Raw genomic sequence first — 20,941 nt, 5'->3', positions numbered from 1 at the left:
CGGAGTTTCAATGACCGCAACTTCACCCGTAGATTCAGAGGCAGGCCCCAGCAGCAAGCGCGAGGAACGCAAAGTCCTTGCCGGCACGCTGGTGGGCACCACCATCGAGTGGTATGACTTCTTCATCTTCGCCCAGCTCACGGCAACGCTGCTGTCCCCGCTGTTCCTGGCCCCGCTGAACGCATCCAACCCCGGCCTGGCGCAGATCCTCTCCTTCGCCCTGATCGGCATCAGCTTCCTGTTCCGGCCGCTCGGCGCCATCATCGCCGGACACCTGGGGGACCGCCTCGGGCGCAAGGCAATGCTCGTGTTCACCCTCATCATGATGGGTGCCGCAACTGCGCTCATCGGCATGCTGCCCACCTACGCCCAGATCGGCGCCTGGGCCCCAGTCCTGCTGATCCTCCTCCGTGTCCTGCAGGGCTTTTCCGCAGGCGGCGAGTGGGGCGGCGCCGCCCTCATGGCTGTAGAGCACGCGCCGCTGCACAAGAGGGGGCTGTTCGGTGCCTATCCGCAGATCGGCGTTCCCGTCGGCATGATCCTGGCCACCGGGCTGCTGTTCTTCCTGAACTCCGGAATGTCGCGGGAAGACTTCGCCTCGTGGGGCTGGCGCGTTCCGTTCCTGCTCTCCATCATCCTGATCGTGGTGGGCTACATCATCCGCCGCGCAGTCGGCGAAAGCCCCGTCTTCAAGGAAATGGCCGCGCGCAAGGCTGAAAGCAAGGCGCCGCTCGGCGAGCTCATCCGCCACCACAAGAAGGCCGTGCTGCACTCCACCCTGATCTTCATCGCCAACAACGCGGCAGGCTACCTCCTCATCGCCTTCTTCATCTCCTACGCCACCCGCATCCTGAAGATGCCGGCCCCGCCGGTGCTGCTCGCCACCACGCTGGCCTCGTTCGGCTGGCTGATCTTCACCCTCGTGGGCGGCTGGCTGTCGGACCGGATCGGCCGGGTCAAGACCTTCCTGACCGGTTACGCCATCGTCTTCGCCTGGATGATTCCGATGTTTGCCCTCATCGACACGAAAAACATCTGGCTGTACGGCATTGCCCTGTTCGTCCTGACGGTGGGCCTCGGCCTGTCCTACGGCCCCATGTCAGCCATGTACGCGGAGATGTTCCCGGCCAACGTCCGGTACTCGGGCATCTCGATCGGCTACGCCTTCGGCGCCATTTTGGGCGGCGCGTTCGCCGCCACGATCGCCGAGTCGCTGCTGCAGAGCACCGGGTGGGCCGGCTCCATCGGCATCTACATCATGATCCTGTGCGTCATCTCGGCCGTTGGTGTGCTGCTGGCGAAGGAGACGCGGGGCCGCCCGCTCGGCGTCAGCCGGCACTAAATGGTCAGCCGGCACTAAATGCGGGCGCCCTGCAACAGGGCGATGGCGTCCTCGTCGCTCAGCTGCTCAAAGTGCCGGTAAAAAGCTCCCACGGCCCGGAATCTTCCCGGCAGGTGGAGGCAAAGGACAGTGCAGACCCGCGACAATGACTTCTCCGCCTCGATCGAACCGACGGGCGCGGCAGCCACCACGGTTGCCGCGCCTGCCATCCGGACAGCCTCGACCGCTGCCCGCATGGTGGCTCCCGTCGCCAGTCCGTCGTCCACGAGCAGGACCGTCTTGCCGTGGATATCCGGGTGTACCGCCGGATAGCTGTCAGCGCGGCGCATCAGTTCGGTCCGTTCCCGGTCCTCCACTTGGTCAAGCCACTCCTGCCGCACGCCGTCGACAAGAATCCGCTCGACGAGAGGCCTGTTGAGCAGCCGGACGATCCTGCCGCCCGAATAGGCCAGCGCGCCGTATGCGGTCTCATCATGCCCGGGGATGCCGAGCTTGCGGACCAGCAGGGCGCCGAACGGCAGGTGCAGGACGTCAGCGGCGGCGACGGCCACGGGGATGCCGCCCCGGGCCAGGCCCAGCACCACCGTGTCAGGGCGCTCGCGGAATTGCGGCAGGGCGGCCGCCAGCTGCCGTCCGGCGTCTTCCCGGCCTTCAAAAACCATGCCCATGGGTTCCTCTTCCGGTGTCTCCCCCCAGGATCCAGCCTACGCCCGTCAGCTCCGGCGGGAGCCGGCATATTCCTGCGGCTTCCCTAACTGCCGAGGAACGAGATGGCCGCCTGCTTGAAGGCGCGGCTGGTGATGGCATTGGTGTGCGTGCGTCCGGGCAGCACCAGCTGCTCGGCCGAAGAGCCGGCGTTCCGTGCCAGTTCGGCCAGCTGCGGCATGGACGCGGCGCGCTCATCGTTCTCGCCGGCCACCAGCAGCACGGGCATGTGCGGCACGGCCTCGGCGGGATCGTACGGCTCTCCCTTGATGGCCTCCACCAGGGACAGCAGGGCGAAGATGTTGTTGGTCGGCAGCGCCTGCGCCATGCTGAGGAGCCCGGCCGTGGACGCGTCGGCAATGGGCGTGCCGTCCGCCAGGTAGCGTTGGGCAGCGATCAGGTCGAAGGCCGCCAGCGGGTCAGCCATGTTCGGTCCGCCCAAGACCAGCCGGTGCACCAGCTCCGGCTGGGTGGCGCCGAACTCCCAGGCGAGCCGGGAACCGAGGGAATAGCCGATCACGTCCAGCCCGCTGGCGGGGTCATCCTCGCGCAGGGGCCGCGCTCCGGCGTCGAACGCGATTTGCAGGAGGTCTGCCCGGATCCGACTGGGCGAGTAGGAGTCCATGTCCTCGGGCGCACCGCTCCGGCCATGGCCGGGAAGGTCGACGGCGATGACCCGGCGGCCGGCCTCCAGCAGTGCCGGGATCCAGCCCGTATCCTCCCAGTTCAGCTTGCTCGATGCGGAGAAGCCGTGAATGAGGAGGATGGGGCGGAGCCCGGCGTCGTTCCGGGGTTCGTGCACTTCGACGTATAGCTGCGGGTCGGTGCCCTCGACCGTGTGGGAGTGCTGTTCGCCGGTGTGTCTGCCGCTCATCGCCTCAGTCCTCGTCAAGTCTCGATCCTTGTCAGTACAGGGCTCGCCAGCGCTGCTTCTTTGCCGGTCCGCCGTGGATGGGCACCACTCTACCTGCCGGCGGACCGGGCAAATCCACGGCTAGCGGCGCCGGGCGCGCCGGCTTGCAGCGATCCGGGCCCCTGCCCAGCAGGCGGCGGCGATGCCGGCGATCAGCAGGAGGGTGCTGACCAGCTGGATGCGGCTGCTCTCGGCACTGAAACCCACCGCGAACACCAGCCCAAGCAGCACCAGGCCGAACACCGTGAGCCCGGGGAAGCCCTTCATCCGCAACGGCAGGGCAGTACCGTCGCGGTCGGCGCGCCGGCGCAGGATCAGCTGGGCCACCAGCGCCGAGCCCCAGACCACCAGGCACGTGGACCCGACGAGCTGGAACAGGGCGGGCAGGATGCGTTCGGGGAAGAGCAGTTCCAGGACTGTGGCGATGAATCCGAAGGCGACCGAGACGCCGACGGCGATCATGGGCACTCCTGCACCGCTGAGCCGGGACAGGAAACCGGGAGCCTCGCCGCGCTCCGCGAGCGAGAACACCATGCGGGACGCGCCGTACAGGTTGGCGTTCAGGGCAGACAGGAGCGCGACGACGGCCACCAGGGTAATTGCCGTGGCGGCACCGGGGATGCGGGCGGAGTCCAGGACGCCGGCAAACGGCGAGGACAGTGCCTCCGAGGTGGCCGGAAGGACGGCCGCGATCACGAAGACCGAGCCGATGTAGAAGACGAGGATCCGCCACACAACTGTGCGGATCGCTTTGGTGACGCTGTGCTCGGGGTCTTCGGTCTCCGCTGCAGCGACGCTGACGATCTCCGTGCCGCCGAAGGCGAATATCACCACGAACAGGGCGGTGGCGATGCCGCCCAGGCCGGCCGGAGCAAAGTCGCCGGTGATGTTGGCCAGCCCCGGGGATGCCACGTCCGGCAGGAGTCCCAGGAGCAGGGCGGCGCCGATGGCGAGGAACAGGACAATGGCGGCCACCTTGAGGATGGCAAACCAGAACTCGAACTCGCCGAAGTTCTTCACACCGGCCAGGTTGATGCCGGTGAACACCACCATGAAGACCAGGGAGAGCGCCCACACCGGAATCACAGGCCAGACAGAAAAGAGCAGCCCTGCAGCGCCGAGCGCTTCGGCGGCGATGACCACCACCAGCTGCAGCCACCAGAGCCAGCCCACCGTTGCCCCGGCGGTCTTGCCCATGGCGCGTTCGGCGTAAACGGAGAAAGCGCCGCTGTTGGGGTTCGCTGCCGCCATTTCGCCGAGCGCCCACATGACCAGGATGATGAGCGTGCCGGCCACCAGGTAGGAGACCAGGACCGCGGGACCGGCCGCCTGGACGCCGGCCCCGGAGCCCAGGAAGAGCCCGGCGCCAATGGCGCTGCCCAGGCCCATCATGGTGAGCTGGCGGGGCTTCATGCTGTGGCGGAGCTGTACCGCGGGTCGCTCTGCTGTGGACTTCATCGTCATGCTGCGTACCTTCTTGGGGTTGGGGAAATGGTCCTTTTGGGACCTTTCGAATTTACACCCAACTTCCGGCCGCAAAGTCCGCAACATTTTGCATCGCGGGCAAGCCGCCGTAGAATCAGTTCAGGTCATTTTGACCATAACTAATTCCGAGCCGGCCGAAGTGCCGGCGATCGCAGCGAAGCGGGTGATTACCGTGTACACCACCTCAGCCAACGTGGCCGAGCGGCAGTCCGCGCCGCCGTCGCTGGCCATCTCCACGGTGATTTTCGCCCTCCGCCCCAGCGAGTCCTCCGGCCGGCCAACACTCTGGCTGCCGCTGGTCCGCCGCATCCGGGAACCGTTCAAAGGCCTGTGGGCCCTGCCCGGCGGCCCGCTGACGCACTCCGAGTCGCTGCAGGACGCCGCCTCACGGAACCTGCGGGAAACCACGGGGCTGGCACCCAGTTACCTCGAACAGCTCTACGCCTTCGGCGGCCTGCACCGCTCACCCACCCAGCGGGTGGTGTCAATCGTCTACTGGGCGCTGGTCCAGCCCACGGAAGCTGCCCTGGCGGACGAATCCGAGAACGTCCGGTGGTTCCGCGCCGACAAGCTCGGCAACCTGGCCTTCGACCACAACGCGATTGTGGACTATGCCCTCTGGCGCCTGCGCAACAAGCTGGCCTACGGCTCCATCGCCTACCACTTCCTGGGCGAGTACTTCACCCTCGCCCAGGTCCGCGAGGTCTATGAAGCCGTGCTGGACACGCAACTGGACCCCGCCAACTTCCGACGGCAGATCAAGTCGACGCCGGAAATCGAAGAAACCGGTGAATACCTCCAGGGCGGCAAGCACCGTCCGCCGCGTCTTTACCGATTCACCGGCCGCCCCGGCCTCGACCCAGATAACAGGAGCAACCCATGAGCAGCGTCAACACTGCCATCCAGCTGATCACGCGTGAACAGGCCGAGAAGGCCAGTGCAACCGGCGCCGGCGGCACCTGCAGTTCAGCTCTTGCCCAGGGCCCCTGGGAGTACGACCTCGCGGAAGCCCTCGCCGGTGTTCCGGCCTACGGTCCCGGCGCTTCCAGCGCCGACGTCGCGCCCGCCGCCACGCCGCGCCAGGGGCAGCTTCCGGAGGAGTACAAGCTGGCCAGCGAAGCCGAGCTGGACACCCGGATCCGGGCTGCCAAGGCGGCACTGGGCGACCGCGCCGTCATCCTGGGCCACTTCTACCAGCGCGACGAGGTTGTCCAGTACGCCGACTTTGTGGGTGACTCCTTCCAGCTGGCCAATGCCGCCCTGACCCGGCCCGACGCCGAGGCGATCGTCTTCTGCGGGGTGCACTTCATGGCCGAAACCGCTGACACCCTATCCAAGCCGGAGCAGGCTGTCATCCTGCCCAACCTCGCCGCCGGATGCTCGATGGCGGACATGGCCGACGCCGATTCCGTGGAGGACTGCTGGGAACAGCTTGAGGAGATCTTCGGCACCGAGCCCGACGCCGAAGGCCGCGTTCCGGTCATCCCTGTCACCTACATGAACTCCTCGGCGGCTCTGAAGGCCTTCTGCGGCCGGAACGGCGGCATCGTCTGCACCTCCTCCAACGCCAAGACGGTGCTGGAGTGGGCCTTCGAGCGCGGCCAGCGCGTCCTCTTCTTCCCGGACCAGCACCTCGGCCGGAACACGGCCAAGGCCCTGGGTGTCCCGCTCGAGCAGATGCCCATGTGGAACCCGCGCAAGGAACTTGGCGGCAACGAGGAACAGGCACTGCTGGACGCCCGCGTCATCCTCTGGCACGGATTCTGCTCGGTCCACAAGCGCTTCAGCGTTGCCCAGATCGAGAAGGCCCGCGCCGACTTCCCCGGCGTCAACGTGATTGTGCACCCCGAATGCCCCATGGAAGTGGTGGACGCAGCCGACTCCGCCGGCTCCACGGACTTCATCCAGAAGGCCATCGCGGCAGCCACCGAACCCACGGTCTTCGCGATCGGCACCGAGATCAACATGGTGAACCGGCTGGCTGCCCAGTACCCGCAGCACACCATCTTCTGCCTGGACCCGGTGATCTGCCCCTGCAGCACCATGTATCGGATCCACCCCGGCTACCTGGCCTGGGTCCTCGAAGAGCTCGTCGCCGGCCGGGTGGTCAACCGCATCACCGTGGACGACGACGTGCAGCAGGACGCCAGGACAGCACTCGAACGCATGCTCGCCGCCAAGCCCTGATAGGGAGCCCACAATGACCAGCGATAACGGAACGGCCGGCCGCCGGCGGCTCGCCGTCGTCGGCAGCGGCATCGCCGGCCTCTACGCCGCCCTGCTCGCGGCGGAGGCCGGCGCCGACGTGGTGCTGCTGACCAAGGGCGCACCCGCGGAGAGCAACACGTACTTCGCGCAGGGCGGCATTTCCGCCGTCCTCGATGAGCCGTCACCCGGCGACACCGTGGCCGCCCACATCGCCGACACGCTGAAGGCCGGTGCCGGGCACTGCAACCCCGCGGCCGTCCGCATTCTCTGCACCGAGGCGCGCCGGGACATCGCCGGGCTCGGACGCTTCGGCGTCCGCTTCGACCTTGACGACGACGGCGACCCGGCCTTGGGCCTGGAGGCCGCCCACTCGGCGCCGCGGATCCTGCACGCCGGCGGCGACGCCACCGGCGCCGGGATCGCCAACGCCCTGATCTGCGCCGTGCTCGCCGCGCAGGCCACAGGCAGGATCCGGCTGCTGGGCCACGCCACGGTCACCGCCCTCCTGCAGCAGGGCCGGCGGGTCACCGGTGTTGAGTTCCTGCAGGATGGAAGGGCAGGCAGCCTCCAGGCCGACGCCGTGCTGCTGGCCACCGGCGGGGCAGGACAGCTGTTCGCGCAGACCACGAACCCGTCCGTTGCCACCGCCGACGGGCTGGCCCTCGCCTGGCGCGCCGGCGCCGCCGTTGCGGACCTCGAGTTCTTCCAGTTCCACCCCACGTGCCTGGTCCGGCTGGGCGGGGGAGCAGGGGCTGAGTACGGACTGGACCCGCTGCTGATCTCCGAGGCCGTCCGCGGCGAGGGTGCCATCCTCGTCGATGCGCACGGCCGCCGCTTCCTGCACGGGTACCACCCGGACGGTGAACTCGCCCCGCGCGATGTGGTTTCGCGCAGTATCGCCCTGCACCTGGCCGCGCTGGGCGACCCCAACGGCCACGTTTACCTCGACGCCCGGGGTCTCGAGGAAGCACGTGGAGCAGGCTTCCTGGCCAAGCGCTTCCCGACCCTCACGCAGCGCACCCGCGAAGCCGGCATCGACTGGACCCGGGAGCTGGTGCCCGTCGCGCCGGCTGCGCACTACTGGATGGGCGGCGTCTCCACCGACCTGCACGGCCGCACCACCGTCCCCGGCCTCTATGCCGCCGGCGAGGTTGCGTGCACCGGAGTCCAGGGCGCCAACCGGCTCGCCAGCAACTCCTTGCTTGAAGGACTCGTCTTCGGGCGGCGGGCTGTTGAGGCGTTCCTGGTTGAGCCGTCGCAGGACAGCACTACTCCGCGTCCCCACGATCGCCCTAACCTCGCAAGCTCGGCCAGGGAACCCGGATCGCGTGGGCCCAGGGCCGCTGGCGGCCTCCCCTTGACGCACGCTTCCGTAGCACTGTCCCGCGACTTCGCGGCGGACGCCCGAACTTCTTCGACCTACCCCGAGAGCGTTTTGGAGGATGTTCCCGAACTTCGGGTAGCGCGGGAGCTCGACCCGCTGCCTCGAACCGGACCTATCGATGACTTCGCCGTGGAGCCGGGGGAGTTTTCCCGCGAGAGCCTGCGGCGGTTGATGACTGCCAAGGCCGGGGTGTTGCGCAGCGGCGACTTGCTGCGGGAGGCCGGAACCACGCTTGCCGGGTGGTTTGAAGACGTGTGCCCGGAAGTCGCGCCGCTGAGCGCGGACCCGCGGGCCCATGAGGACGCCAACCTGCTGCTCGCCGCGCAGCTGCTGGTCCACGCGGCGCGGGAGCGAACCGGCTCGCTCGGCGCGCATTACCGGGACGACAGCCTGGCGGAACCCGCAGTTCCGGACACCCTAGACGAAGCATTCAGAATGAGCCCGAAAGCGAGCCTTGTCCATGACTAGCCTGACCCTCCCTGCAGCACCCGTCCGCGAGATCCTGGAGCGGGCCTTTGCGGAGGATGCACCCAGCGGCGACATCACCTCGCAGCTGCTGATCCCGGCAGAGGCCCGGGCCACCGCGGTCCTTAACGCCCGCGTCCCGGGAGTCTTCAGCGGAGGCAGCGTGTTCCGCGACGCGATGCTGATGGTTGACCCGGACACGCAGGTGGAGCTGCTCGTGGCAGACGGCGAGGCATTCGCCGCCGGAACGAAGCTGGCACGGGTCACCGGCCGGGCGCGCAGCGTGCTGCTGGCCGAGCGGGTCGGCCTGAACCTGGCTCAGCGGATGAGCGCCATCGCTACCAAGACGGCGGAATTCGTAGCCTTGGCCGCCGGCACCAAGGCCCGCATCACGGACACTCGCAAAACCACTCCGGGCCTGCGCGTCCTGGAACGGTACGCCGTCCGGTGCGGGGGAGGCGCCAACCACCGCTACAGCCTTTCCGACGCCGTGCTGGCCAAGGACAACCACCTCGCCGTCATGACCGGGGGAGACCCCGCACGATTGACCGAGCTCCTCGCCGGCGCGAAGGCGCAGCTGGGGCACACCACACACTTCGAGGTGGAGGTGGACAGTGCCGAGCAGATCGAACCCGTCCTGGCGGCCGGCGTGGACACCATCATGCTGGACAACTTCGCCATCGAGGAACTCCGCGCCGGGGTCCGGCAGGTCGCCGGCCGGGCCGTGGTGGAAGCCAGCGGCAACGTCAACCTCCGCACCGTGGCCGATATCGCGGCCGCCGGCGTGGACGTCATCTCCGTCGGAGCCCTGACGCACAGCGTCACGGCACTGGACCTCGGCCTGGACGTCGAACTGACAGTGGGGTGAGCACACCATGATCTTCCTGGACGCAGCAGCCACAACACCCGTCCGCCGGGAGGTGCTGGAGGCCATGTGGCCCTACCTCACCGGCGAATTCGGCAACCCCTCAAGCCACCATTCGCTCGGAGACTCTGCCGCGCGGGCGCTCGCGGATGCCCGGAAGGCCGTGGCCGGGGTGCTGGGCTGCCGGCCGGGGGAGATCACGTTCACCTCCGGAGGGACGGAGGCGGACAACCTCGCCCTCAAGGGGATTGCCCTGGCGCGGCAGGCCGCGGACCCGGCGCTGAACCGGGTGGCGATCAGCGCCGTCGAGCATCCTGCCGTGGAGGAGTCCGCGCGATACCTTGAGCGCTTCCACGGCTTCACCGTGGATGTGGTGCCGGTTGACGGGGACGGAAGGGTCGCAACGGAGGCGCTTGCCGCCGTGCTGCGGGATGAAACCGCGCTGGTCAGCATCATGTACGCCAACAACGAGGTGGGCACGGTCCAGCCGGTGGCCGAACTGGCGGCTTTGGCGAGGGGGCGGGGGATCCCGTTCCACACCGACGCCGTCCAGGCCGCCGGCTGGCTGCCGTTGGATGTGAGGGCGCTCGGGGTGGATGCGCTGAGCATCTCCGGGCACAAGCTCGGGGCGCCCAAGGGCAACGGCGTCCTGTTCGTGCGCGGCCGGACCCGCATGGAGCCCCTCCTGCACGGCGGCGGCCAGGAACGCGGCCGCCGCTCCGGCACCGAGAACGTTGCGGGCGCCGTGGCCCTGGCCACCGCCCTCACCCTGGCGCATGCCGACCAGCCGGCGCTCGCGGGCCGCGTCATTGGCTTGCGGGACCAGTTCATCAAAGAGGTGCTGCACAGCGTCCCCGGAGCACTGCTGACCGGTCACCCGACCGAACGGCTGCCCTCGGTGGCATCCTTCTGCTTCCCGGGCACCAGCGGGGAGTCCGTGCTGCTGGAACTCGAACGCCAGGGCGTGGTCTGCTCCAGCGGATCGGCGTGCGCGGCGGGCTCGGATGCGCCGTCCCCGGTGCTGGTGGCACTGGGCATCGGGGCCGAGGTGGCACAGACGGCCGTCCGCTTCAGCTTTGATTCCTCGGTGACCGCGGCGGACCTGGAGGCTGCCGCGGCGGCGGTGACGGCCGCCGTCGGAAGCGTCCGGAACCTGGGCCTGATTCCGGGGTAGGCTGCCGGTCAGGTAGCGGCTGTGACGGGGTTGGAGAGCTCGCCGATTCCGCCCACCCGGCACGTGACGGCGTCGCCCGGCTGGATGCCGGCGCTGGCCGCCGGGAATCCGGTGAGCACCAGGTCGCCGGGGTGCAGGGTCATGAACGACGTCAGGTAGACGAGGATCTCGTCCACCTTCCAGCCCAGGTCTGCGGTGCTTGCCGCCGGCAGTTCGGTGCCGTTGTGCACCACGCCGACCGGCAGGTCCGCGTGGTCCAGCCCGGTTACGATCCAGGGCCCCGCGGGCGTGAAGGTGTCCTGGCTCTTGGCGCTCAACCAGAGCTCATCGGTCCCTTGCAGCCTGCGGGCGGTGACGTCGTTGGCGATGGTGTAGCCCAGAACCGCTGTCCGGGCGTTGTCGAGGGTCAGGTTTTTCGCTGTCCGGCCGACGACGACGGCCAGTTCCGCTTCCGGCTCCACCAGGCCGATTCCGGCCGGCAGTTCGATCGCCTCGCCGGGTCCGATTACGCTGGTGGCCGCCTTGTGGAAGGCCTGGGCCGGAAGGTCCCGGCCGGCCTGCCCGGTGTTGTGGGCCATCCCCAGGACATTCGCAGGCACGCTCGGTGCCAGGAAGGTGAAGCTGTCCTCGGAGACCTGGGCGCCGGGCTCCCATCCCTGCCGGTGGTTACTGGCGGCGTTGGCCCGTGAGCCAGGGAACGGCGACTCCACCACGGTCCAGGTCCGTCCCGCGGTGCCCCCGAAATCCTTGGCGTCGTTGGCCACGAAAAACTGTTCGGGAAGCTGGGACTGTGCAATATGCGGGGACTGTGCAGGGGCGAGGGGGCGGACGCGGGCGATCCGGCGCGGGACGGGTGGGGTCATTCAGCCATCGTATGTGCCGGGTGGAGCAGCCGGGGACTGCGTGACGTCAGTACAGCTCGCCGACGGGGATCTCCACGGCAAGCCGGTTGGCGGGGCCGGCGAGCGGGCAGGCCCAGGCCTCGTTGTAGGCGCACGAGGGGTTGTAGGCGAAGTTGAAGTCAAGCACGTACTGGGCCTCGGACCCGGAACCGCGGATGCCATGGAATGCCCCCTTGATGGTGTCCAGGAGGTAGCGGCCGGCGCCGTAGCTGCCGCCCGGCTGTCCGGCCGTGGCGTCGCGGAACGGGACGAAGATCCCGCCGCCGTAGCCCAACAGCTTCCACACGGCCAGCTGCCCCATCTCGGGAAGGTCGAACGTACCCAGCCGGACAAACCTCACCAGCCCGTCCGTTCCGGTTTCGACGTTCATCTCCTGTCCGGCGCCCTCCTTGGTCAAGGGAACGTAGAACCGGTAGATGGGATCGTAGTCAGCCGTCTTCAGACCGTAGAAGGACGCCTTGGCCTCGGCGGTCAGGGCCGACGCCGGATGCGTGCCGAACATGCGGTCACGCTCCTGGCGCCAGTAGGCGTGGGCTTCAGCGGGACTGTCCGCGGCGATCTTGCGCACCGTGTCGTAGAGGGCAAACGTCCGCAGCCGCCAGTCTGCAATGTCGACGGCGGACATGTCCGCCAGGGTCTGTTCCGCTGCATCCAGTTCGTGTTCGGCCATGATCACAGCCTATTGCCAATTCCAGTCGTGGGCTGGGGCGGGGGCCGGAGCACAGGGCGAAACGCTGGCCCGCAACCTGCGGCCAGGCCCGGCGTCCCCAGCCTCCCAGTTCAATACAGCTAGGCTGGAGCCATGACAGGGATCACGGCCTCTGGACGTACGGCGATCGCCGCCGTCGTGCTGTTGACGGCAGGGCTGCTGGCTGGCTGCAGCAGCGGCGGCAAAGGTGCGCCCGCCTGGACAGCGGAGCCGGGCACCAGCCCGGCGAGCGGTGCGGCCACGGGTTCCGCAGGTCCCTCCCCAACGGCATCCGCCGGTGCCTCCGCCTCGGCCGGTGCCACGGCAGCGGCGTGGAAGGTCTTCACCGACCCCGCCAAGACCGTGAGCTTTGACCTTCCGCAGGACTGGATCGCCCAGTCGGTGGAACCTGACAAGGGAACCCTTCCGGGTGCCGTGAAGATTGAAGTCAAGGACGCAGAAGGCACGTATCTGGCCACCCTGCAGACAGGCCTGCCCAGCAGCACCGCAGCGAGCTGCCCGGCTTCTGCCCGTAAGTCATACGTCGTGGTCAGCAGTGTCCCGGTGGAGCTGCCACACAGCGGCGGGGAGGGGACCATCGACCCGCATGTGGTGTTCAGGGTGATCCAGGGCTACCGGTACTTCGGCTCCTACGGCATCACCAACATGGTGGGTGGCGCCGATTCCAAGGCCTGCCAGCTGCAGAATGTGGTGCAGGGCCTGGCGGGCAAGGGGAACTACTCGTTCAGCGACGTGCGCTCGCTGAAGGCGTTCGCGCCGGATGAAAAGGTGGCCCCCGCCAAAGCCTTCGACACCCTTGACCAGGCCGCCGGCTACGTCAACGAGGGCGCCGAATTCGCCAACGTCCAGCGGATGCTAATGTCTCTGGAGATCAAGAACTAGTCCCGCTGCGCCTCCGGCACACCCCAGCCCGCAGCCGCGGCTGACGCCTCACACCCCGGAGACCCATGGAACGAACTGTTGCTTCCCGCCTGGTATTTAAGACTGTGGCCGACACCAAGGTGGCCATGGCCATCGCCGTGGCGAGGAACGCCGGCTACACGTCTTTTGAGGAGGACCTCAGCGTGACGGCGGACGGGAAACAGGTTCCGCTCACTGAGCTTTCGGACCATCACGGCGGCAGGTTCCACTACATGGAGTTCGCGGACCCCACGGAAGTCACCGTGGATTATTCGGCGACTGTCGGGGGCCGGGCGGAACCCGCCGAGGCCTCACTGATGGAACTGATCAGGTATGTCCGGCCCAGCCGGTATGCAGAGTCCGACCGGCTGCTTCCCACGTCCTATGCGGAGTTCGGCGGACTCCAGGGCGGGGAGCTCCTGCAGGCTGTGCGCAACTGGGTGTTCAGCGAGCTGCGCTACGTCAGCGGTTCTTCCCGGGGAACGGACGGCGCCGTGGAGACCCTCCTGCACCGGCGGGGCGTCTGCCGGGACTACGCGCACCTGGCGATCTCTCTGCTCCGGGCGAAGAACGTGCCCGCCCGGCTGGCGGCCGTCTACGCGCCGGGGCTTTCCCCGATGGATTTCCATGCCGTCGCCGAGGCCCATGTCAACGGGGCCTGGCACGTGATCGACCCCACCGGCCTGGCGCCCCGGGAGGCCATGCTGCGCATCACGGCCGGGCGCGACTCCTCGGACACGGCGTTCCTGTCCACCGTGGGCGGAAGCCTGTCCCTCAAAGAGATCCGGGTGTCCGCGACCGTGGACGGTGAACTCCCGGCGGAGGAGCCGGACAAGCTGGCAGTGATCCGCTGACTGTTTGCCGCTGACTGCAGCAGGGCGGAAGGCAAGCTGCGGCGGGACTGGCGTCCCGCCGTCGGGCATCTCCTGCCGTCCCGCTAACGGGGTGGCAGCGACGCGCGCAGCTTCTCCGTGAGCCGCAGCAGTTCCCGCTGCTCCGCCGCCGTCAGCGCCGGGCCAACGAGCTCGGCGATGTCCCGCACATGCTCCCGGCCGATTTCCTTCTGCAGCGCGGCACCCTCCTCCGTCAGCCGCAGCAGCACGCCCCGGCCGTCGTCCGGGGCAGGCATGCGCTCCAGCAGGCCGCGCTTCTCCAGCCGGTCCACCAGCCTGCTCAGGCTGGACTGGCTCAGCAGCACATTGTCGTTCAGCTCATTCAGGCGAAGCCAGCCGGACGGGCACCGCGACAGGGTGAACAGCACGTCGTACTCGTTAACTGCCAGGTTCCGGAAGGCCGGCCCAGACTGTAGCCGGCGCATCACGGCCACCTGCGCCCGGAACAGCGACTCCCAGGTTTCAGCGGCCAGCCGGACTGTAGACGTCGACTTCCCGGACGTCGACTTCCCGGACGTCGACGGCCCGGGCGCCGAGCGCCCGGACCTCGACTCCCCGGACGTGGCCGGGGTGTTCCTCGGTGTCACCGTGACTCCGTCGGGGAGCCTGCGGCGGCAGCGGTGTCCTGGCCGATTCCGGCGGCAGCGTCCTCACCGGCAGCCCCTTCGGCGGCAATCCGGGCCGCGACGCGTCCGGCGTGCGTGGGCGGGGCCGGGATGTGCGCCGGCGTGCGGTCGGCGTACTCCTTGCGCAGGACCGGCAGGACTTCCTCGCCGAACAGGTCCAGCTGCTCCAGAACGGTCTTCAGCGGCAGGCCTGCGTGGTCGATCAGGAACAGCTGGCGCTGGTAGTCACCGAAGAACTCGCGGAAGGTCAGGGTCTTCTCGATGACCTCCTGCGGGCTGCCGACGGTGAGCGGTGTCTGCGACGTGAAGTCCTCCAGCGACGGGCCGTGGCCGTAGACGGGGGCGTTGTCGAAGTACGGCCGGAACTCCCGGACAGCGTCCTGCGAGTTCTTCCGCATGAAGAACTGCCCGCCGAGCCCCACGATGGCCTGGTCTGCCTTGCCGTGGCCGTAGTGCTCGTAGCGCTCGCGGTACAGGCCGATCAGCTGCTGGTAGTGCTCCTTGGGCCAGAAGATGTTGTTCGCGAAGAACCCGTCGCCGTAGTACGCCGCCACCTCCGCGATCTGCGGCGTACGGATGGAGCCGTGCCACACAAAGGGGGCCACGCCGTCGAGCGGGCGGGGGGTGGAGGTGAAGTTCTGCAGCGGCGTGCGGAACTTTCCGGACCAGTTGACGGTGTCCTCATCCCACAGCTTGCGGAGGAGGCTGTAGTTCTCGATGGCCAGCTCGATCCCGTCCTGGATGTTCTTGCCGAACCAGGGGTAGACCGGAGCGGTGTTGCCGCGGCCCAGCACCAGGTCAACGCGGCCGTCGGCCAGATGCTGCAGCATGGCGAAGTCCTCGGCGATCTTGACCGGATCGTTGGTGGTGATCAGCGTGGTGGCCGTGGAAAGCGTGATGCGCTCGGTCTGCGCGGCGATGTATGCGAGGGTGGTGGTGGGGGAGGAAGAGAAGAACGGCCGGTTGTGGTGCTCGCCGAGGGCGTATACATCCATGCCGATCTCTTCGACCTTCTTGGCGATGGCCACGGATGCCTTGATGCGCTCGTGCTCCGTGGGGGTCCGGCCCGTGGTGGGGTCCTGGGTGATGTCGCTGACGCTGAATACGCCGATCTGCATGATGTGCCTTCCGTTCGCCGAAGTAGTCCGGGCCTGCATTACCAGTGTACCCGATTTACATGCATTTGCATGTACCCACCTCAACGTCCCCGGCGCCAGGATATTCCCGGTCCCCGCGACGAGCCGGCCAGCCGTGAAACGTCCGCGCCTAACTGGAGCGAAGTTGCCCCCGGATCCTGTCGGCATAGTCGTCGTAGCTGGCCATGACATCGACCAGGTCAAGCATCGGCGGAAAATCCTCCACGGGCTGGTGCTGGGCAAGGAAGACCGCCGTCTGTTTCACGATCTCCGCTTCATCGACATCATCCAGGCCAAGCTCCTCAATGACCTCGGGGTCTGCCCGGAACCAGGATTCGATGACCCCGCCCTCGATGGTGGCGCGCACCACGAACTGGTGCTCGGTCACGGGTTCCACGCTAAATTGCTCGCTCATGAGGCTCACTCTAGCCCTCAAGACCTGTTCCGGGACCAGCAGAAGTCGCAGGCGAGGAACCAGCCCGGACGGGAATCAGTCGGGGGAGCCGGGGGCGGCGCGGCGGCCGCTGAGCTTGGGCACCATGCCGGTGGTCCAGTCGGCAAATTCGGCATCGACGTCGTCATCCGCAGGGGAGAAGCCGGGCCGCTCCTTGAGCTGGCGCAGGAGCTCCTTTTTCTCCTTCCGCCCCTCCACCAGCCGGTACAGCACGGGAACCAGGACCAGCGTGAGCGCGGTGGAGGAGACGAGGCCGCCGATCACCACGATGGCCAGCGGCTGGGAAATGAACCCGCCGCCGCCCGTCATGCCAAGAGCCATGGGGGTGAGCGCGAAGACCGTAGCCAGCGCGGTCATCAGGATGGGCCGGAGCCGCTGCCGGGCGCCGTGGGTGATGGCGTCGGCAACGCTCATGCCGGGCGTGCCGCCGGCTGGCTTCCGGTACTGGTTGACCAGGTCGATCAGCACAATCGCGTTGGTCACCACGATGCCCACCAGCATCAGCATGCCGATCAGCGACGGCAGCCCCACCGGCACCCGGGTGACCAGCAGCAGGGCCACCGCTCCGGTCGCGGCGAACGGCACTGAAACGAGGAGGATCAGCGGCTGCACCAGGGACTTGAAGGTCGCCACCATGATCACGTAGACGATGGCGATGGCGGCCAGCAGCGCGAGGCCGAGCTGGCGGAACGATTCCGCCTGCTGGGTGGTGGCACCGCCGATCGCCGCCGTCACGCCGGCGGGAAGATCCACGGCCTTGAGGCGCTGCTGCACCTCGGCGCTGACGGCGCCCAGGTTGGATCCCGACGGCGTGACGGACACCTGCGCGGTCCGCTGGCCGTTGCTCGAGGTGATCGAGACGGGGACGTCCACCTGTTCGACGGCGGCAATCCGGCTGAGCGGGACCGGCCCGGAGGCGGTGGGCAGCGGGATGTTGCGGACGGCGGCGATGCTGGTGAAGCGTTTGCCCTCCCCGATCTGGACCGGGAAGTCGTCCGTGTCGATGCGGACGGTGCCTGCGGGGACGGGGCTGATGGTGGACGCCAGGACGCCGGCCACCTGCTCTTCGGTCAGGCCAGCGGCAACAGCCTTGGCCCGGTCGACCCGAACCTGCACCACGGGCTGGCTGGCTGCCAGGTTGGTGGTCACCTCACTGCTTCCCGGTACTCCGGCCATGGCCTTGACCATGGCGTCGCTGGCCTTCCTCAGGTCCTCGGAGGTGGCTGCCTTCAGGGTGATGTCCACGGTGGAGGACGTTCCGAAGCCCCCCTGCTGCGAGCCGACGGAGATCTTGCCGGCAGCACCCGCCGCGGCGAGTTCGCTGCGGACAGTGTCCTGCAGCCTGCCCTGGTTCATTTTTTCGTCGGTGACAACGGTGAAGGAGGAATTGGAGGCGCCCGAGGACGTCAGTGCGGTGAAACCCGCCTGCGCATTGCCGGAGGTCACCTGGACGTCCTTGATCCCGTTGATGCCCATGAGCACGTCCTCGACCGTCCGGGCCGCGGCGCTCGTGTCTTCCAGGCTCGTCCCGGCAGGAAGTTCCTGTTTGACCGTCATGCTGTTCTCCCCGGACCGGCCCAGCAGGTCGGTGGCGAGCAGCGGCGTCATTGCAGCGGTTCCGCCGAGGACCAGGACCGCGGCGATCAGCGTGATGACCGGGTGCTTCTGGGTTTTGTTCAGCACGGGCAGATAGCCGCGCTGGAGGAGGCTGCGCTGTTCGGCTTCGTGTGCCTGCGCCTGCACTTCGCGGGCGGAGCGCGGGGCATCATCGGCGCTGCCGTTGGCGGGGCTCTTCAGGAACCAGTAGGCGAGCACGGGGACGATGGTCAGGGACACCAGCAGCGAGGAGAGCAGGGCAATGGTGACCGTCAGGGCGAACGGGCGGAACAGTTCGCCCGCGAGCTCGCCGACGAAGGCGATGGGAAGGAAGACGGCCACGGTCGTCAGCGTGGAAGCGGTGATGGCGCCGGCCACCTCGCGGATGGAGGTGAGGATCGCGGTGAGCTTGGCCTCGCCGTAGCTCAGGTGCCGCTTGATGTTTTCGATCACCACGATGGAATCGTCCACCACCCGGCCGATGGCGATGGTCAGCGCCCCGAGCGTGAGGATGTTCAGCGAATACCCCGTGCCGGACAGGCCGATGAAAGTGATCAGCAGCGACAGCGGAATGGAGACGGCCGTGACCAGGGTGGACCGGACGGACATGAGGAAGAGGAGGATGACGGCCACCGCGAAACCGAGGCCCAGCAGCCCCTCCGTCGTCAGGTCCTTGATGGACTTCTCGATAAAGGGTGCCTGGTCGAAGACAGGCGTGAACCTGGCGTTGGAGCCAAGCTCCGCCTCGAGCTGCGGCAGCAGATCCTTCACCGCGTGCGAGATCGCCACGGTGTCGCCTTCGGGCTTCTTGGTCACGGAGATGGCCAGCGTTTCGAGGCCGTTTGTCCGGGTGATGGACGTCCGCTCGTCATCCTTGATGCTGACGTCGGCCACAGAACCGATGGTGGTGCCGGCCTTGGCCCCGCTGAGCGGGAGGGCCTTTACCGCGGCCACGGAGTCGACCGGGCTGCCGATCTGCAGGGAGAGGTTTTGGCCTTTCTCCTCGATGGTGCCCGCCGGGACAAGGTCCCCGTTGTTGGTCAGGGCGTTCCGGATCGACTGGATGCTGGCATCCCCGGAGGCCATCCTGGCCGTGTCCGGCTGGATGAGGATGTGCCGGCTGGCGCCGCCCGTCACGTCGGCGCCGCGGACGCCGTCTAGCTTTTGCAGCCTCGGCACCGAAAGGCGCTGAAGGTCCGTGTTCAGCTCACTTAGCGGCTTGTCCGACGAAACCGCGAGGAAGACGATCGGGAAGTCGCTGATGCTCCCGGCGATTGACTGCGGCTGGACGTCGTCCGGGAGCGTGCGCTTCGCGTTGGAAATGGCCCGGTCGATCTGGTTCCGGGCACGGTCCAGATTGGAGCCATAGGTGAATACGAAGCTGATCTGCGAGACGCCGTTGCGGGAGGTGGACGACGTCGACTCCAGCCCTTCGACGCCGTTCAGTGCCGTCTCCAGCGGCCGGCTGACCTGCTTGTCCACCACCTCGGGGGACGCCCCGGGCATCGACGTGATCACCGTGATCCGCGGGAACTCAATCGAGGGAATGAGTTCCTGCTTCAGCGAGGACATGGTGATCACGCCGAACACCGAGGCGAAGATGGTGATCAGCGCGATGAGCGCGCGGTTCCCGAGGGATAGCTGGGCCAGCCGGAACATCGCATGATCTCCTGGGTTAGCGCTGGACTGCGGGCGATACTTCCAGCTGGAGGCTCTTGGCCGTGGCCTTTTCAAGCTCCGCCGCCAGTTCCGGGTTCTCGTTGAGCTTGACGCCGTAGCCGGGCATCATCTCCTTGAGCTTGGACTGCCAGCCCTTGAAGTTCTTGGGGAAGGACTTCTGCAGGAGTTCGATCATGATGGGCACGGCCGTGGACGCCCCCGGCGAGGCGCCGAGGAGGGCGCCGATGGAACCGTCGCGTGCGGCGATCACCTCGGTGCCGAACTGCAGGACACCGCCCTTCTTCGGATCTTTCTTGATGATCTGCACGCGCTGGCCGGCGGTGATGAGTTCCCAGTCGCCGTCCTTGGCCTCGGGGTAGTACTCGCGCAGTGCCTCCACCTTGTCAGCGTGGCGCTTGGCCACCTCCTTGACCAGGTAGGCGGTCAGGTCCATGTTGTCCTTGGCCACGGCGAGCATCGGGATGATGTTGCTGGGCCGGATGGACAGCGGGAGGTCGAGGTAGCTTCCGTTCTTCAGGAAGTTCGTTGAGAAACCGGCGTAGGGGCCGAACAGGAGGGACCGCTTGCCGTTGACGTAGCGGGTGTCCAGGTGCGGCACGGACATGGGCGGCGCGCCGACGGATGCCTGGCCGTAGACCTTGGCGTTGTGCTGGGACGCAAGGGATGCGTCAGTGCAGCGGAAAAACTGGCCGGAGACGGGGAACCCGCCGTAGCCCTTGCTTTCCGGGATACCCGAAGCCTGCAGCAGGTGCAGCGCCCCGCCGCCCGCGCCGACGAAGACGAACTTGGCCCGGATGCTGCCGCGCTCACCGGAAGCCGGGTGCTTGAGCGAAAGGTCCCAGCCGCCGTCGGACGCCCTGCGCACGTCGGTGACGTCGTGGCCGTAGTTGATTTCGACGCCGTTGTTGGCCAGGTAGCCGGTCAGCTCCCGGGTGAGGGTACCGAAGTCGACGTCGGTGCCTTCGGCTGCGCGGGTGGCGGCGACGCGCTGCTTCCGGTCACGTCCCTTGACGATCAGGGGCGCCCACTTGGCGATCTGCGCGTAGTCCTCGGAATACTCCATGCTCCGGAACAGGGTGTGCTGCTTGAGCGCGTCGTACCGGGCCTTGAGGAAGTTGGAGTTGTCGTCACCGATGACGAAACTCATGTGCGGAACGGTGTTGATGAAGCCCTTGGGGGAGCCGATCAGGGAGTTGTCCACCAGGTGGGCCCAGAACTGGCGGGAGAGCTGGAACTGCTCGTTGATGTGCAGTGCCTTGGCGGGATTGACCGAGCCGTCTTTGGCTGCGGGGGAGTAGTTAAGCTCACACAGGGCGGCGTGTCCGGTGCCGGCGTTGTTCCACGGGCCCGAGCTCTCCAGGCCGGCCTCGTCAAGCCGCTCGAACAGGGAGATGGTCCAGTTGGGTTCGAGCTGCTTGATGAACGCACCCAGTGTGGCGCTCATGATGCCGCCGCCAATAAGAACGACGTCGGCATGTTGGGTCTTGGAAATGAAGGTCACAAT

General features: G+C 67.6%; 18 protein-coding genes. 8 read left to right on the top strand and 10 right to left on the bottom strand.

Annotation, left to right across the window (positions count from 1 at the left end; translation table 11 throughout):
* Positions 1-10 precede the first annotated feature (10 nt).
* On the top strand, positions 11-1,342 hold the full coding sequence (locus tag ACFTR6_RS00855) for an MFS transporter (protein ID WP_087872457.1): 1,332 nt from the start codon (positions 11-13) through the stop codon (positions 1,340-1,342).
* 14 nt (positions 1,343-1,356) lie between these two features.
* Here ACFTR6_RS00855 and ACFTR6_RS00850 read toward each other — a convergent pair whose 3' ends face one another.
* From ACFTR6_RS00850 to ACFTR6_RS00840, 3 genes are all read right to left on the bottom strand, one after another.
* Positions 1,357-2,010, bottom strand: coding sequence for a phosphoribosyltransferase (locus tag ACFTR6_RS00850; RefSeq protein WP_377956563.1), 654 nt, complete (start codon positions 2,008-2,010; stop codon positions 1,357-1,359).
* Between the two features lie 83 nt (positions 2,011-2,093).
* Positions 2,094-2,921, bottom strand: coding sequence for an alpha/beta fold hydrolase (locus tag ACFTR6_RS00845; RefSeq protein ID WP_076802080.1), 828 nt, complete (start codon positions 2,919-2,921; stop codon positions 2,094-2,096).
* 120 nt (positions 2,922-3,041) lie between these two features.
* Entirely contained in the window at positions 3,042-4,424 is a 1,383-nt protein-coding gene (locus tag ACFTR6_RS00840; protein WP_076802083.1) for an amino acid permease, read from the bottom strand.
* Between the two features lie 193 nt (positions 4,425-4,617).
* Between ACFTR6_RS00840 and ACFTR6_RS00835 the strand changes: the two genes are divergently transcribed.
* The 5 genes from ACFTR6_RS00835 to ACFTR6_RS00815 are packed head-to-tail and all read left to right on the top strand — an operon-like array spanning position 4,618 to position 10,541.
* A complete protein-coding gene (locus ACFTR6_RS00835; protein WP_076803824.1) occupies positions 4,618-5,328 on the top strand; it encodes an NUDIX domain-containing protein in 711 nt (236 codons plus the stop codon).
* Positions 5,325-6,632, top strand: a complete 1,308-nt coding sequence (gene nadA, locus ACFTR6_RS00830; RefSeq protein ID WP_377956562.1) for a quinolinate synthase NadA — start codon at positions 5,325-5,327, stop codon at positions 6,630-6,632. The genes ACFTR6_RS00835 and nadA overlap by 4 nt, the downstream gene beginning before the upstream one ends.
* Before the next feature lie 13 nt (positions 6,633-6,645).
* The gene (gene nadB, locus ACFTR6_RS00825) at positions 6,646-8,505 is read left to right on the top strand and encodes an L-aspartate oxidase (protein WP_377956561.1); all 1,860 of its coding nucleotides are present in this window, start codon (positions 6,646-6,648) and stop codon (positions 8,503-8,505) included.
* Positions 8,498-9,370 carry a carboxylating nicotinate-nucleotide diphosphorylase gene (nadC, locus tag ACFTR6_RS00820; RefSeq protein ID WP_087872460.1) on the top strand — a complete coding sequence of 291 codons (873 nt, stop codon included), beginning with the start codon at positions 8,498-8,500 and terminating at the stop codon, positions 9,368-9,370. Before nadB ends, nadC begins: the two co-directional genes overlap by 8 nt.
* Before the next feature lie 7 nt (positions 9,371-9,377).
* Positions 9,378-10,541 (top strand): cysteine desulfurase family protein, encoded by a 1,164-nt coding sequence (locus tag ACFTR6_RS00815; protein WP_377956560.1) that lies wholly within the window; start codon positions 9,378-9,380, stop codon positions 10,539-10,541.
* A gap of 8 nt (positions 10,542-10,549) precedes the next feature.
* Here the strand turns inward: ACFTR6_RS00815 and ACFTR6_RS00810 are convergent, their stop codons facing one another.
* Both ACFTR6_RS00810 and ACFTR6_RS00805 read right to left on the bottom strand, forming a co-directional pair.
* A complete protein-coding gene (locus tag ACFTR6_RS00810; protein ID WP_377956559.1) occupies positions 10,550-11,404 on the bottom strand; it encodes a fumarylacetoacetate hydrolase family protein in 855 nt (284 codons plus the stop codon).
* 46 nt (positions 11,405-11,450) lie between these two features.
* Positions 11,451-12,113: a DUF1684 domain-containing protein gene (locus ACFTR6_RS00805; protein WP_076803825.1), complete on the bottom strand. Its 663-nt coding sequence runs from the start codon at positions 12,111-12,113 to the stop codon at positions 11,451-11,453.
* 132 nt (positions 12,114-12,245) lie between these two features.
* Between ACFTR6_RS00805 and ACFTR6_RS00800 the strand changes: the two genes are divergently transcribed.
* Positions 12,246-13,034, top strand: a complete 789-nt coding sequence (locus ACFTR6_RS00800; RefSeq protein WP_377956558.1) for a hypothetical protein — start codon at positions 12,246-12,248, stop codon at positions 13,032-13,034.
* A 65-nt stretch (positions 13,035-13,099) separates the two neighbouring features.
* Positions 13,100-13,906 carry a transglutaminase family protein gene (locus tag ACFTR6_RS00795; RefSeq protein WP_377956557.1) on the top strand — a complete coding sequence of 269 codons (807 nt, stop codon included), beginning with the start codon at positions 13,100-13,102 and terminating at the stop codon, positions 13,904-13,906.
* Between the two features lie 83 nt (positions 13,907-13,989).
* Here ACFTR6_RS00795 and ACFTR6_RS00790 read toward each other — a convergent pair whose 3' ends face one another.
* The 5 genes from ACFTR6_RS00790 to ACFTR6_RS00770 form a co-directional block, all read right to left on the bottom strand.
* Positions 13,990-14,418, bottom strand: coding sequence for a MarR family winged helix-turn-helix transcriptional regulator (locus ACFTR6_RS00790; protein WP_076803826.1), 429 nt, complete (start codon positions 14,416-14,418; stop codon positions 13,990-13,992).
* A gap of 110 nt (positions 14,419-14,528) precedes the next feature.
* Complete coding sequence (locus ACFTR6_RS00785; protein ID WP_377956556.1) at positions 14,529-15,689, bottom strand: LLM class flavin-dependent oxidoreductase; 1,161 nt, start codon at positions 15,687-15,689, stop codon at positions 14,529-14,531.
* A 148-nt stretch (positions 15,690-15,837) separates the two neighbouring features.
* Positions 15,838-16,122 (bottom strand): hypothetical protein, encoded by a 285-nt coding sequence (locus ACFTR6_RS00780; protein WP_140416478.1) that lies wholly within the window; start codon positions 16,120-16,122, stop codon positions 15,838-15,840.
* Positions 16,123-16,197: 75 nt separating this feature from the next.
* Positions 16,198-19,416, bottom strand: coding sequence for an efflux RND transporter permease subunit (locus ACFTR6_RS00775; protein WP_377956555.1), 3,219 nt, complete (start codon positions 19,414-19,416; stop codon positions 16,198-16,200).
* 16 nt (positions 19,417-19,432) lie between these two features.
* Entirely contained in the window at positions 19,433-20,938 is a 1,506-nt protein-coding gene (locus ACFTR6_RS00770) for a malate:quinone oxidoreductase (protein ID WP_076802113.1), read from the bottom strand.
* Positions 20,939-20,941 lie beyond the last annotated feature (3 nt).

The sequence above is a fragment of the Arthrobacter sp. NPDC057009 genome (assembly GCF_042673905.1).
In the GTDB taxonomy this organism is placed as follows: Bacteria; Actinomycetota; Actinomycetes; order Actinomycetales; family Micrococcaceae; genus Arthrobacter.
The sequence above is the reverse complement of the archived record's forward strand: the minus strand, read 5'-3'. Positions and strand labels throughout refer to the sequence as shown.